Source organism: Pseudomonas sp. CBC3 (assembly GCF_037967085.1).
In the GTDB taxonomy this organism is placed as follows: Bacteria; Pseudomonadota; Gammaproteobacteria; order Pseudomonadales; family Pseudomonadaceae; genus Stutzerimonas.
Map to the genome: position 1 here is coordinate 1,150,205 of NZ_JBANEO010000002.1, position 13,501 is coordinate 1,163,705.

The 13,501-nt window shown below is 49.8% G+C and carries 11 protein-coding genes and 1 pseudogene; 6 read left to right on the forward strand and 6 right to left on the reverse strand.

What is annotated here, in order from left to right; all coding sequences use genetic code 11:
• Positions 1–27: 27 nt before the first annotated feature.
• From V6943_RS12430 to V6943_RS12450, 5 genes are all read left to right on the forward strand, one after another.
• A complete protein-coding gene (locus tag V6943_RS12430) occupies positions 28–732 on the forward strand; it encodes a GntR family transcriptional regulator (RefSeq protein WP_340553653.1) in 705 nt (234 codons plus the stop codon).
• An 807-nt stretch (positions 733–1,539) separates the two neighbouring features.
• A complete protein-coding gene (locus V6943_RS12435; RefSeq protein ID WP_340553655.1) occupies positions 1,540–3,441 on the forward strand; it encodes a Mu transposase C-terminal domain-containing protein in 1,902 nt (633 codons plus the stop codon).
• 262 nt (positions 3,442–3,703) lie between these two features.
• The gene (locus V6943_RS12440) at positions 3,704–4,540 is read left to right on the forward strand and encodes a TniB family NTP-binding protein (RefSeq protein ID WP_340553746.1); all 837 of its coding nucleotides are present in this window, start codon (positions 3,704–3,706) and stop codon (positions 4,538–4,540) included.
• Positions 4,540–5,361: a hypothetical protein gene (locus V6943_RS12445; protein WP_340553657.1), complete on the forward strand. Its 822-nt coding sequence runs from the start codon at positions 4,540–4,542 to the stop codon at positions 5,359–5,361. The genes V6943_RS12440 and V6943_RS12445 overlap by 1 nt, the downstream gene beginning before the upstream one ends.
• Complete coding sequence (locus tag V6943_RS12450; RefSeq protein ID WP_340553658.1) at positions 5,318–6,322, forward strand: hypothetical protein; 1,005 nt, start codon at positions 5,318–5,320, stop codon at positions 6,320–6,322. The genes V6943_RS12445 and V6943_RS12450 overlap by 44 nt, the downstream gene beginning before the upstream one ends.
• A 679-nt stretch (positions 6,323–7,001) precedes the next feature.
• On the opposite strand, the gene V6943_RS12455 is transcribed toward V6943_RS12450, so the two are convergent.
• The 3 genes from V6943_RS12455 to V6943_RS12465 all read right to left on the reverse strand — a co-directional run bounded on the left by V6943_RS12455 (position 7,002) and on the right by V6943_RS12465 (position 10,299).
• Complete coding sequence (locus V6943_RS12455) at positions 7,002–7,520, reverse strand: hypothetical protein (RefSeq protein ID WP_340553659.1); 519 nt, start codon at positions 7,518–7,520, stop codon at positions 7,002–7,004.
• 516 nt (positions 7,521–8,036) lie between these two features.
• A complete protein-coding gene (locus V6943_RS12460) occupies positions 8,037–9,206 on the reverse strand; it encodes a restriction endonuclease (protein ID WP_340553661.1) in 1,170 nt (389 codons plus the stop codon).
• A 61-nt stretch (positions 9,207–9,267) separates the two neighbouring features.
• Positions 9,268–10,299, reverse strand: coding sequence for a hypothetical protein (locus V6943_RS12465; protein ID WP_340553662.1), 1,032 nt, complete (start codon positions 10,297–10,299; stop codon positions 9,268–9,270).
• A 138-nt stretch (positions 10,300–10,437) separates the two neighbouring features.
• On the opposite strand from V6943_RS12465, the gene V6943_RS12470 reads away from it, so the two are divergent.
• Positions 10,438–10,932, forward strand: a complete 495-nt coding sequence (locus tag V6943_RS12470; protein WP_340553664.1) for a hypothetical protein — start codon at positions 10,438–10,440, stop codon at positions 10,930–10,932.
• 339 nt (positions 10,933–11,271) lie between these two features.
• On the opposite strand, the gene V6943_RS12475 is transcribed toward V6943_RS12470, so the two are convergent.
• The 3 genes and pseudogenes from V6943_RS12475 to V6943_RS12485 all read right to left on the reverse strand — a co-directional run.
• A complete protein-coding gene (locus V6943_RS12475) occupies positions 11,272–12,051 on the reverse strand; it encodes a hypothetical protein (RefSeq protein ID WP_340553666.1) in 780 nt (259 codons plus the stop codon).
• A gap of 150 nt (positions 12,052–12,201) precedes the next feature.
• Complete coding sequence (locus V6943_RS12480) at positions 12,202–13,359, reverse strand: 3'-5' exonuclease (RefSeq protein ID WP_340553668.1); 1,158 nt, start codon at positions 13,357–13,359, stop codon at positions 12,202–12,204.
• A gap of 48 nt (positions 13,360–13,407) precedes the next feature.
• A pseudogene (locus V6943_RS12485) lies at positions 13,408–13,501 on the reverse strand (AAA family ATPase); the annotation flags it as partial.

Here is a 13,501-nt window from a genome sequence, read left to right on the forward strand (position 1 = left end):
TAAGTTCGATAGCACCTGGAAACGCCCTTGGATGAATCGCAGATAGCGCCGGTTTCAGATGCGGCTAACAGTCCGCAGTCAGTAATCGAGACGCTGGAAGAAGAAATTGTGCTCGGTACGCTGCACCCGCGCGAGCGCCTGGTCGAAGACGATCTGATGGCGCGCTTCGGACTCAAGCGCCATGCGGTACGGAACGCTCTTGCGGAGCTTGAGCAAATGGGGCTTGTCGAACGCAAACGCAATATTGGCGCGTTGGTAAAGGCCTATACGATCGAAGAGGTCGAGCATCTCTACGAGGTCCGTGAGCTGCTCGAAACCTATTGTGTCCGCCTCATTCAGCTTCCGGTCCCTGAAGAGCGCTTGCAGACTCTGCTGTCGATCCAACACGCCCATGATGATGCGGTGGAACGTAGCGATCTGCGCCAGCTCTTTCGCCTGAACGTGCGCTTTCACCGAGAGCTGTTCAGCCTGGCGAAGAACCCGGTACTCGTCGAGGCCATCAGCAACCATGCCCAGCGAGCCCATTCGATGCGCTCGTCAACCATCGCCATGCCGTCCCAGCTCGAACGTTCACGCCAAGACCATTGGGAATTGATAAATGCACTGCGAGGTGGCGACGTAGAGGCTTTGGTTTCGCTGTGCCGCGGGCACCTGTCTCCATCTAAGGAAGCGTATATCCAAGCGCAAAAGTTACGTGCTGGCCCAGTCGACAAGCTGTCTGCCGCCAGATAATCGGCTCAAGCGGAGCACTTGAGGGCAAGGCTGCCCAGACGGTTTCGAGTGTTCGGCAAGATTTGATTGGGAACGCGGGGCACACTGGCTATTGAACAGGGCCGACCGATTGGGACGGCGAATTACGATGTGGTAGTGCCGTTGCCGGCCACGGCGTCGCCTTGCAATGCAGCGCCAAATTGGGTGTGACCGTTGTTATTTAAGGACAAAACCCTAAAGCCCCGTCACATTTGCTCTCCAGCCGGTCGATTTGCTTTCCGGACACATTTTACAGGCTTTTGTCCAAGTTGATTATAACTATTATCATGATTGTGTCCTGAATGTTTGCAACTCCACCGAAACTGTCCAGAAAACCAATCAATTAGCTCGCGCTACAGGAATTTGTCCTGAATAAGTGCAAAAACAATCTACGCTGATTGAAACTTCAAAACTATTTTTAGCGCATTTTCTCATATCAGCGAAGATTGCCTGCGCGCTTTGGTTATAGACATTTGCCAATATATATCTAACTAGTTATTTCGGCAGGGTCGGAATTATTTTTTTTTTAAGCAGCCAAGCGCACGTGCCATAAGGGTTTGATAGGCCAGTCATAAGATTTTCAATTAGCGACTAATGTATTGATGGGATTTGAATTCCGTCAATATATATTTAAATAAATCGACGGCAGTCGAAGGTGTGGGTTGTTGACGGTTTGGTTTTAGGAAGTAAAACTAGCTCGGCGTTTGTAACACCCGCTCTTTGAAAACTAAAAAGTGATGACCACGCTCCATGTAACGGTAGCAAGCCATTAGCCAGGATCAGACTGGATTGGCATTCTACAGTGAAGAGGGACATGAAGTGGTGGCTAAGAATCAAGCACCAGCGGTGAAGCCAAGCGAGGCTCCTTTGCCTGCTGCAGAGCTATCTAATAGCAGCTCAACGCACAGCATTGATCGCTATAACATTGCAACTGAAAGGATACCTTTCATTAAGCAGTTTCTTACTGGAGGTCTTGCAGCTAAAGAAGCAGCAAAGATGATAGGGGTGAAGCTCTCGGGGTTTTATAAAATAATTCGAAGGGTTCAGGCATCTGGCGGAGACCTTTCTGCGGTAGTCGCCGGAAAGCCGGGACGACGCAACACGCCTTTGGAGTTTTCTGCTGAGGTAGAAGAGATAATTGCTGAGGCAGTGAAAAGTTATAGAGGCAAGGCAGCTACCATCGAGAGTGTATGGAAGAAATCTCACGTCCTCGCAGATGAGAGAGGGCTACCCAGGCCGAGTTACCACGTAGTTAGAAGAAGGTTGCGATCCAGAGGCAAAAAGTTTCTGGAACAAATGCGTCTCGGTAAAGCGGAGGCAGCCGATACGTTTGAAGCTCGCCCAGGATATAAAGTTACGACTCGCCCGCTAGAATGGGTACAGATCGACCACACCCGTGTGGATCTAATCATAGTAGACGAAGATGACAGGACTGTTGTTGATCGCCCGTGGGTTAGTTTCGCCATTTGTATTCACACCCGAGCTATTGTGGGATTTTATCTTTCACTGCTTCCGCCAAATGGCGTCACAGTCGCGCTACTAATCGAAAACTGCGTGCTCTCAAAAAGAAACCTTCTTGCGAGCTATGGTCTTGACGAAAGTCTTTGGCCAATGTTTGGCATCCCCGAGGTGCTCCATGCAGACAACGCAGCCGAGTTTCGTTCTGAAATTATAAAAGCGAACCTCAAACGATTTGGTGTGAAAATTGAGCACCGTGATGTTGGAAAAAAGCATCAGGGCGGTCATATTGAACGACTGATTGGAACCATGATGAATTCTCATATTCATTTTTTACGAGGAACAACCTATTCGAATACCATTGAACGCGGCGATGAAGATAGTGAAGGCAGGGCATGCTTCACGATTTCGGAACTGAGAAAATACTTCTTATGTGCCATACATGCTTACAATGATCGCAAGCACAGTTCTATTGGAATGTCACCACTAAATAAGTGGAAAGAGCACTTCGCGCGACATGCACCACCACGACAGATTGAGGATGGGCTTCAGAAAAATTTCAGATATGTGCTTTATCCGGAAAAGCTGAAGACCATTCGCAACTGCGGCATTGAAATGAATGGCAGGTTCTACTATGCCCCTTGCTTGCAAGAGAAAATCCGTACCGAGCTGACCGTTAAGTACGACCCAAATGACTTGTCTTATTTACTAGTAGATTTAGACAAGGACGGAAAATATGAAAAAATCCCGGTCTATCGAAACGAGACAGGCAGAAGCAATGACTATGCTGAGTATCGTGTAGAAAGACAGTGTAAAGGGGAGAGGGCTGGCACAAACAGCCCTGAAGGAACAGCATCGCTAGCTTTGTGCGATCAAATTGCAGCTGACGCTCAGCGCAAAACGTCGCAAAGCAAACGACAAGCGGCAAAGCAGGCGGGTAAAAAGGATCAGAAGCAATATACTGAATCCTTGGATGCGCAGGCTGATAGCAACAATCAAGACGGGACAGTATTGGTCGGCGATTTTGCGAAAGAAACTACCAATACAAAGTCAGAGAAGCCTGCCAAGCCTGTTCGTGGCAAAGCTAACCAGCCTAAGACCGACCGAAGAAGTGTGGTCAACTTGACCGTTGTCAAAGGGACGCGAGATCCAAGCAAACAAGCTTGGCGCGGTTTCGCAGCAAAAAGCTCAGCTGTGAATATTGACTATGATGTTGCGCCAACAATCTACTGACGAGGCATTTACTCATTAATAAGTGTAATTGCACGGCTTTTTAAAAAATCGCGGCGTTGGTCATCACTTTGCTCAGTGCTCGCTGAGCACAAGGCTGAATTTCAAATTACTAAATCATGCTGATTTAAAAGGCAGGGGTTAGTTTGTGCAGCGTAAAGCAACTCACGCAACCCAATAGGTTGGAGTCAAGAGTAATATGGATCTATCGCATGTTCATTGTAGTTGTCATCACCTGTTCCAGTTGACTGACGAAGCAAGGGCTATGTCATGCCTGAGAGATATCTTTATTCATCATTCTTCGGCAGATCTGCTATTCAAAAAGATCAATATGATCATGTCTATGCCGAGGAAAGTAGTAGCGCCTTGTTTGCTGTGTACTGGGCGAGGCGGTTCAGGGAAGACATCCTCAATCGAGGAGCTGCAGGCCAGGAACGTTACATCACCCAATCGCATTGTGTTCGTAACAATGCACCAAAACGCGGACAACATGGGACTCAAAGAGTTGATCCTTTCAGAGATGGGACTTGATACGAGTCGGAGGGCTCGACAGAGCAGGATGATCACACCAGAGCTCCAGCACATAATTAAGTCCGAAAATATCAGGGCCATTGTGATCGACGAAGTACATGATGCCCTAACTCTTTCTCCATTCCAGCGGAGAGCTAATCTCTCCCTTTTGAAGAACCTTTCAGGTTCCACCTATGGACTATCGGTATTCGCGTTTGGCGTGCCTGATGCAGCACGCTTCCTGCGTGAGGACGCACAATTGGCTCGTCGTTACGCGGTGCATAACCTGGAGTCTTGGGAGAATGGTGAGAACTTCCGAAACTTTGTTTTCAGCTATATCCATCGGCTGCCATTGAAAAAGCCGACTGATTTTCGTGATCAGGAGCTTTGCCTGACTATCATGAACAAGTCACTTGGCATTACCGATAACATTGTAAAAATTTTGCAAGCTTCAGCGTGGGCTGCAATTGCTGATGGTACGGAGCGAATCACATTGAATCACATATTTGATGTCGAGGACATCATGTACCATGAGCTTGGTACAAGCCTGCAGGGAATTGATTGCATAACGATGGAGACAGGTAGTAAGTAATGACTCCATCCCAAACTATCAATATAGCTCGGGATATAATGAGGGGCGATTGCGCCCTTCATTATTTCACTATTGAGCACGAACGCATAGCCGAAAAATTATCGGACGCCATCTTATCCCCCAAAGGGGAGGTGATATTGCTTCATGGAAGCGCTGGTTGTGGTATCAGTACTCTCATGAACGCTCTTCAAAAGCAGCACTCGTTGGTTTCCAAGGTGATCGGTCATCAAATCTTTATCGATAAGTGGGATTTCGTAGACCATTTGTGTGCAGCGTATTATGTCCGGCGCATAAGAACTTACAAAAACTTGCTACCAGAGCATCTGCTTAAAGTTATTTCTCTGTCGCAGTGTAAGACTATATTCATTGATGATCTTGATATTTGCATCGCTAATGAATACGAACTTCGAGAGGTATATGGTGTAATTCAAACTATATCCAGCAAAGTTGATGGGTTGAATTTTGTAATTTCTGTGCGAGACAAAAGGCTTGTATCGGACTTTTTAGCTCGTGCTCAAGCCAGCTGTTGGTCAAGCTATGCTGTTCCTCTAAAAATTCAGATCGAAGAGTATTATGACCTGGCGAGTCGTATATGGAATGATCTTAATTCAAATCACTCAATTACTGTAATAAAAGACTTGGAATCCTTAAGGCTTCACGCCGAACTGGAATTAGATAAGGCATATAAACGAATCCACCTAAAATTTGTTGAGCATTTTTTAAAGCAACAGGGCCTCGTCTCAGAACTAACTGCATTCAAAACTTATTGGGAACACGATGACTATATTCAATCAATCCTGTATTCCTGTGCCGTACGATGATGAGGTCTTATCTTCTTGGATGTATCGCGTCCGGGAAGTTTTCCCTGATCCAGAAGTGCGAGCGCTTTACGAACTTGACTATGAGGAAGCATTAGAATCCCCTTTGATGCACGCTTACAATGGAGGGCTAAGCTATGAAGTAGACCTAGATTTTGACTTTGACTCACAAGAAGTGATTGAGTTTGTGAGGGTTTATGATCTCTCGATTGATTGGGTGAAAAGCACGTTTGGATTGCAGAACTCTCACTTCATACCGTTGAAATTTAAAACTGACTATTGCTTGCGGTGCATGGATGAGGCGGTCACTAGTATTGGTTTTCCTGTTTATTTAAAAAGTTGGCGATCAATATTTAGCCCTTTTTGCATAAAGCATAGATGTGCTCTGAGAAGCACTAATATGGTACTAGTGAATTCCATCCAGTTCACCATGGATGTTTTCGAATATGCTTATCAATACCCTAAGCATCTTGAAAGAGAGGATTACTGGTTCACCTCCACCTCAAATGTTCAGCAATTAGGCATCATCGTTGCTGAGCGTATAAAGCTCTTGCTTTTGGAGGCGACGGAGGCAGGTATCTATGATGAAGTTAGCTCTTTTTTGATGGCACTACTGCGCACCGTACTTGCAAAAGATATTTTTACTGTCCACCCCTCTGTTATGAAAGCCGAAGTTCAATATTCAGACGGCTACAGGAGCAAAGGCCCGCTCACTCCGTTTTATCAGAGACCATTTCTTTCGACGGGAATGGCTCGCGGCCACGCTTTCTACATGGTTGGTTTGATGTTAGGCTGGATTGATGAGTGCGAGGCAAGTAAATTGCAAGTCGACTTTGACCTATATTTTCCTTTCTCGGCTAACTGCATCTGGCAGAGAGTGGCTAATCCTAATCGACTTCTAATCATTCTGGAGTTTCACAGCACATATCTGCTTAACGCTTCGATGCTATCCGGACGGAGATAGTTTGATGTACACGTATCTATTCCCTATTTATTGGATTCCTGACTTGAGGGTCTATATTCGACATGATCGGAGCTATGTTGCTTCGGCTATATGTCTTGTCATAGACTCAGGGTCTGGGCTAATTGTCTCGTATTCATTCAGCTATGGATTGGCAGACAATGACTTACACTATCTTGCTATGCTTGGCCTATATGAGAGCTACAGTGGTAGAAAGGCACGCTGCATGTATAGATATACACTAGGCAATGTCGGCTTGGTTAGACGGATTCAGTTCGGTGATTATTACAGGCTTTCATTGAAAGATGAACGAAATTGTCCGCGCCCGGCATCGTTTGATTGGGGAAAGGCTATGCTGCTGTTTTCACATTTGTACAATGACTGGACAGGTAGCTTCATTGATAACATCAGTAGTTTTCAGTATATCGATATACAGTCTCACACGTCACTATTAGCTAAAGTGGTTGCACGATTTAATCAGAAAGTTAGGTTGGGCACTGTTAATTTTACAATATAGGTGCAATAGAAATAACCTGTCAGGTTTTGCACGGAAAGTTTCTTCGCTTGACGACTCTCCGTACAAAACCTGATTCCCAAGGCGATTTAGGCTTTTGCACTGCTGCTGGACTGGAATGAACAAACTGTTTTGATCAGGCCATTGCTTATTTTGCCGAGAAAGCCATCAATTATCCGATGCGCTCAGCTCTTCAAAAGTGATGATCGCTCTTGCATTGTCCAGCCAATCATCCGGGGTTTCTAATTTCTCCCTGACGTACTCGCCCTCATAATTACGATATCCCAGGGCCAGGTATCGGAGGTTTTCGCGTCGGATCATGTACGCTGCGGTCACACGAGCTTCAGAGGCGTATTCCATCCCCAGGAAAACCGGAGCGAGCAATCCCATCCTGGCCTGCAACAGCTCATTTTGCTCTCGTACAAAATCAACGAAGAGTTGCTGAGAGGCAGCCAATTCTTCTTTTACCTCTCGTGGGCGGCCGTCCTCGTGTTCGAGCCCGTAGAGGTATACAGTCTCCTGCGATTCGACAAACATCACATCCCTAAACAACCGGCAGGAGCCTCCTACAGCGCAGGCCTTGATATCTGCAATCCAAAGCTGGTCATGCTGCGAGTCAGGGAAGGTGCCTGCCTGACGCGGATTGGAAGCAGAGTAAATGGTTGCTGGTGTAATATTGTCTGGCATAGGTTGCCTCCAAGGTAGCAAGTCATAATCGCGAACAATCGAGTGTAGCCAGTCTTCAGGGATTGGGCTTTCATGGCGTGCGTGTCCAGCCACATCACACTACAGCAGTGATCCGCCTACGCGGCTGACTGTTCAGGTGTGCTTACCCTGGCCATCTTTCTGCATGTCTGAATTCTTGGGGTAAGACTACCTTTAGGGCGTACCCCTGTCAGGGACGGCTGTCGTAAACCAAGCCCTCCGGTCTTGGCCCTTACGGGCTTTCATCCTCACGCCTGCGCGCTCCGCTTGCCTGACCCGATCTACATCTATCGTAGAACGACCTTTCAGGTGCAACGGTGTTACGGAACAGCTCCGCGAGCAAAGTAAAAACACTGGAGGAACGACGCTAAGTAACAGAAAGCTGCTGCTCGATGCGATGCCTTAAGCTTTAGAGGCGGAGTGCTCACTAGTCGCCTCGCAAAAAAGAGAACTTCTGTACTTCGACTTATACAAATGGTTCTGTTGATCGCTGGCTTTTCAATCCCAATGGTCGATCTGCGCAGGCTTCCCGTCCCATACGTGGTAAAGCTCTCTGTGCCCCCAGTAGGACACCTGTCCGTCTTTCTCCTTGCGGATAGCACGAAAGACGATTTCTCTGTGCTCAGAGTGAATGAGCTCTCCAGTCAGGTTGGGCACCAACGTCCCCCAATACATGTCACCAGAAAATAATATGCTGGGGATGTGTGCCAAAAGTGCCGAGGTCTTGGACTCCCTGAGCACAATGCAGAACGACGGGAGGGTCAGCCCCCCTACAACAAGTCGCGGGTCTTTTCCCTGTTTACTGATGCGCTCTAAAAGGGGTTTCAATTCGGTCAGCGCGAGCGCTCGATTCCGGGCGGTGTGCATCTCTTGTGCCGAGTCTGCGCACCATCGAGCCAGATCAGTTGTGTCAGCCAAGATAATCCGCGATTGAGGGCCAGCAAAACGATGAACTCCGGGGAGATATCTAGAGGATGTGACGAATAGGCCTCGGCTGGCTCCTTGACGATTAACATGCGCTTCTAGGGCGGCGACAGCATCCAATCTAATTGGCCGATTCCGAGCGTGCCTTTTTATCTGGACGAGGGTTAGAAGGTCACCTATGGGGTCGCTTTGCCAAATTCGCAGATCTACCCCACCATCACCTGATCCGGGGCCCAGCTCGGTTTTCCATCCCCGGGCATTGAAAACGCTGCTTATCAGCGTCTCAAACTCTCGTGGGGTCAGCCTATGCACATCATCTGGCCTATCGGCGAAATAGCTGTATAGATCACCGCTGACATCTGCGGTGTCTGCCTCAATTAAACGGCAGATCCATCGCCAGTTGGCTAGTCGATAAGAGGCTCTTTGCAGTTCTGATTCCCAGTCATTAAGGTAAAATGCATAAGTTCCTCTCGTTTCACACTCTATAAATACACCCAAGCTATCCAGCTCTGAACGCAGCTCCTGAGCTTCAGGGGCATCCCACTCAAGAACCGACGATATAGGGCCATCTGCGCACAAAAGAAGTAGAGGGCCTGACTCGTGTGGCTCATCGTTGTAGTGGTCTATAGGATCTTTAAGCCAGGCATCAAACCAAAAGTCATGCCGATGCGCCCAGTTGATCGTCACCTCGCGTAAGGATTCGATGAACTGCGCAGCATCCACTTCCTGCTTTACTCTCGGCATCGCATCACCTACGAATCAAATGCCTCAGCCCTAGTAAATGCATTCGCCCCATGCTGTCGCATCACGCCTCGGGAGGCCTAACAAGGACTAGCGACTCATCGTCCTGCTCGTAGAGCTCTGGTATGTCCTCCTCACCAGGGAACTCCATCGCAACCAGCGCTTTTGCTTGGCTGAATGCTCGGTTGATGGAGTGACCGAATCCAATCGCTGAGTAGAACTGGGCTGCGAAGAAACGAGCTGGCAAATCGCCCACATCGCGATTCATGCCGATTGCCGCAGGTATATGGCGGATGCATGCTTCGGCTTGATTGTGCGAATGGCAGGTATTGAAGAAGACCAACTTCAGCGCTTCTGAGCCGATCGCCATGGCGCTCACTATGCCTTCCAGAGCCACGTGCTTCGCATTTCCTTGGTCATCCTGAAGCACCAACGTATCAGCACTCGTGCCGTGGCCACTGAAATGGACGATGGTCGGTTTTAGCTCATTGGTAGCTTGAAATACGTCCATCGGCCTGACGGCCCAGCGTGTGTGAAACTCAAGCGCAGCCCGGTGCTCGGAAGCCCTAATTTTCTCGCCAATCAAGCGCGCTTCCTCGTCTAGTAAGAGTCTGTTGCTATGGTCGCTACCGGGGTCAGCAGCGAAAAAGACTACTGTGATTTTTTCTGGTAAGGCTTTCAGCTTCTCGATTTCCCGTGCCGCCTGGTCATGAAGCACATCATGGCGGGAGAGCCCATCATTGATCTGGCGAAGGCGCTGCTCCTGCGCGGCATCAGCACGTTTCTGGTCGCGTTTGAGTGCCTCGGCAAGGCGTTGCTCACTCTGTGCGAGTCGCGTCTGTGCCTCGAAAATTTTCTTTTCCAACTGACTCACATCAGAGAGCGCTTTGGTCTGCTGGCCGCTGTAGCGCTCGACGTCGCGTAACTTGGATTTGACCGTTGAGGCAGAGGAGGCCTTGTTGGCTGCCACGCTGGCATCGGCGCTTTTCTTGCCGGCGTCCGCCGCTGCTTTGACTTTTTTGACCTTTTCACCTTGTAGCCTGGCGATAGTGCGCTGATGCTGCGCTACCTGAGAGCGATAGAGGCTGATACTCACCCGTCAAATCCTTTCTATTTGGCGTTGGATGCCTAAGGGGCAATAAAACGCTATCATAGCGCCACCTCGAACGTGAGAGCTGTCACACCCTATTTCACGTGCCTTACGCAAGCATGCCTGCAACTCCTGGATGGCCTTATGGATGAAACCATTTCCTACCTGAAAGACAGGTTTAAGGATGAGCAGGATCGTTTCAATCACGTCGAGAACAAGAGCGCGCGATTCTTCACGGCGGTCTCGATTCTCATCGCTGGCCTCAGCGCAATTGCAGGCCTTAAGAACGGCGAAATCTTTCAGCTTGGATCACCCTTGGCTGTAATGATCTTCAGCGCCTTCGCCGTAGCTGCGTTCGCCATCGCCTGTGCCTGGGGTCATGCGCTGAGCGCGCTTCGCATCAAGGACTATCCCAATCTGCCGTCCTGTCGTTTAACGAGCGAATACCTGATTGCGGTAGATGAAGAAGCGCAGAAGAAGCACATCTACAATTGCTACATCGATACCCTTGAGTCACTTAAGGTCACAGTAGCTGAGAAAACCAAGCCACTCGATCTGGCGTACCAGGAAATCATAATCGGAGCAGGGGCCTTTGCGGCGCTTGCCGTTCTAGTCACTGTAAGGGAGCTAATTGCGTGACCGACAACCAAAAACCAAGCAATAACGAGCAAACACGCATTCCGTCACCGCCGCCCACCACTGAGTATCAACGACGCTCTGAGGAGCCTCCAGCCAATCGACAAAGCCCTGCAGGCCCTCGCCGCTGATGAAGCTCCACAGCTAAGCACTGATCGCTCTGCGACCAGAAGAGAGCGGTCGCTTGCTTGCGAGTCATGTTTTTCAGGCTGAGTGCGTAAGCTGCTAAAGTGGCGCAGCAAATGTGCAACTGCGCTTCTGGTGTCCATGAGACCTAGCTTTAGCGTTAAGCGACCTCCTTGGTGAAGGCAGCCCCTCAACGGGAACTGCGCCGTAGCGCTGCTACAACTTGGCTGCCTCAGTCCAACGCCGATAGCTCTGCTCGGCGTGAACCGGATTATCTAGCCTCGGTTTTGTACGCAAAGCGAAGGCCTTTTCAGCCAAGGCTTCTAGCCTTTCTGCTGCTTCCGGTAACCAGCCATTCTTGATTGCCCAAAGCTTGATGTTCCCCGCTGGTTCCTGGTGATTGCGAGAGCGCAAAATTCTAAAAGTGAGCTTGGCCAGCTCTTCGTCGGAGGAGTGCAAAACACCTGTAGCCAGGTTGGCCGCCGAGGTTAGTGACTTCATTGCTTGTTCAACGACTGGATCAATAATGAGTGTGGCTGTGTTCTTTGCCGACGCTCCGGATTCTGCGGGCTTGCCCAGCACGTTGGGTGACCAAGTTCTAGTCCAGTCTTCAATCGCATCGGGCGTCCATGGAACTGCGACGACAGCTACCAGATTTTTCAGCGAATCGACTTTGTCCATCATGTCTTGACCAGCAAAGACGGCGATCAGCACTGAGGGCTTTGATACCCCCTGCAAGGTCTTCATCGTTTCGCAGCGCATCTGGGCGCCGCTAGGTAGCGTCACAGGCTTTCCTTTGGTGAGCGCGTTGTGCACGTTTTCACCTAGCGCCTTATGGAGGGCGCCGGATGTGAGTGATGCTTTGGCGGGTACCAAGAAAATGACTTCGAGCGTGCCGGATGCCTTACAGAGACGATCAGCAACACTGACTCCCGTCAGGACATGGTCAGGGCTCTGGTTTGTGTCTGGTAGAAGTATCCTTTGTACGTTGGGCATGTGTTCATCCTTGTCAAAAGTGATTGTCGTGGGTGTTAGCGGGATCCTGCTTTTGAGACTTATACCGCGTAATCTGAACCATCCTGCTTGGTGTGACCCTAGAGGTTGGGGCGCAAAGAGCGCAGCGCCGAAGGAAAAGGGCAGCGTGCTCTACTGGGCCTGCTGCTTCCTCGTCGGCGGTGCTCCAATATATCCATATTCCTTATGGCGGCATGAGTCGGGGTCGCTGCTGCGATAGTCCAGGCAGCCCCAGAATTTATACGCAGCCTGGTACTTCATCTCACCCCCGCTGACAGGGCAGATGGGCGCCCATCGCCCACATACTGCGTTCACGCATTGTCTGAATCGCCCCACTGTCTCCATTGGGGCGTCGCACCATGAGCAGCTTTTCTCGGTGTGCCCGCAGAGGGGGAAATTTGTGCATCCGATGAATTTCTTGCCCGTAGAAGCGTTTGAGCGAGCTGTCAGGTGTCCACGCTTGCAGTTCGGGCAGGCCGCTTCCAGTGCAAGCTGCTGCTCACTGCTGGTAGTGAATTCATCCAGGTCAAGTGGATACTCATTTTTGACCAGCTCCTGAATGAAGGGAGAGCATTTGCGCATGTCGCAGAGCAGGTAGACCCTGTGCTTGGCTCGGGTCAGCGCTACGTAAAAAAGGCGGCGTTCTTCGGCGTGAGGGAAGGGTTCCCGGTCAGGCTCTAAAGCTTCGATCAGGGGGTGGGTGACGATTTCTGACGGCAGTCCATACTTCCCTTTCGATAGGCCGAGCATTACGACGTAGTCAGCTTCCTTACCTTTGGAGCTATGGATTGTGTCGATTAGAAATTGCAGGGCAGGGAAGCGCCACTTGAGACGAGAAAGCTCCTCTTGTTTCGGCAAGTCATGTGAAAAGCGCGCGAGGAAATAGACAGACGAATTGGAGAGTGCGACCTGAGCAATGCGCTCAACGATCATAAGCCTGGCATCATCCGGATTAACGCTTGTTCTCACCAAGGACACAGTCGGTGTCAGTGCAGTCTGGTGTGAGATGACTGTCTTTACCAGTTGTTTGGGGTTCTGCATCACGAACCGGCTTGCCACTTCACCGATCTTGCTGTTGAAGCGAAAGGTCTTGTCGAGCTCAATGGTGGAGGTAGCGCCGAAATGGTCTTCGAAACCGGAGGTGTAGCTGATGTCGCTGCCAGCAAAACGATATATGGATTGCCAGTCATCACCGACGCAGAACAGGGAAACGTTCCCTTTTATCATTCTGATTGCGGATTCCACGCCATTCGGACACTCAGCCCACGCTGATCCGGACACCTGTTCCACGTTCATTCGGACAGGCAGTCGGAGCGCAGCGACGCAGGGGTGGCATTGTTAGTCTGAGGTGCCCGGCGTCGTCAATTTCTGCGTCCGTTTGCGCATTGATTCACCCTCCAGATTGATCCGATAAGCGTTGTGCACCAGGCGG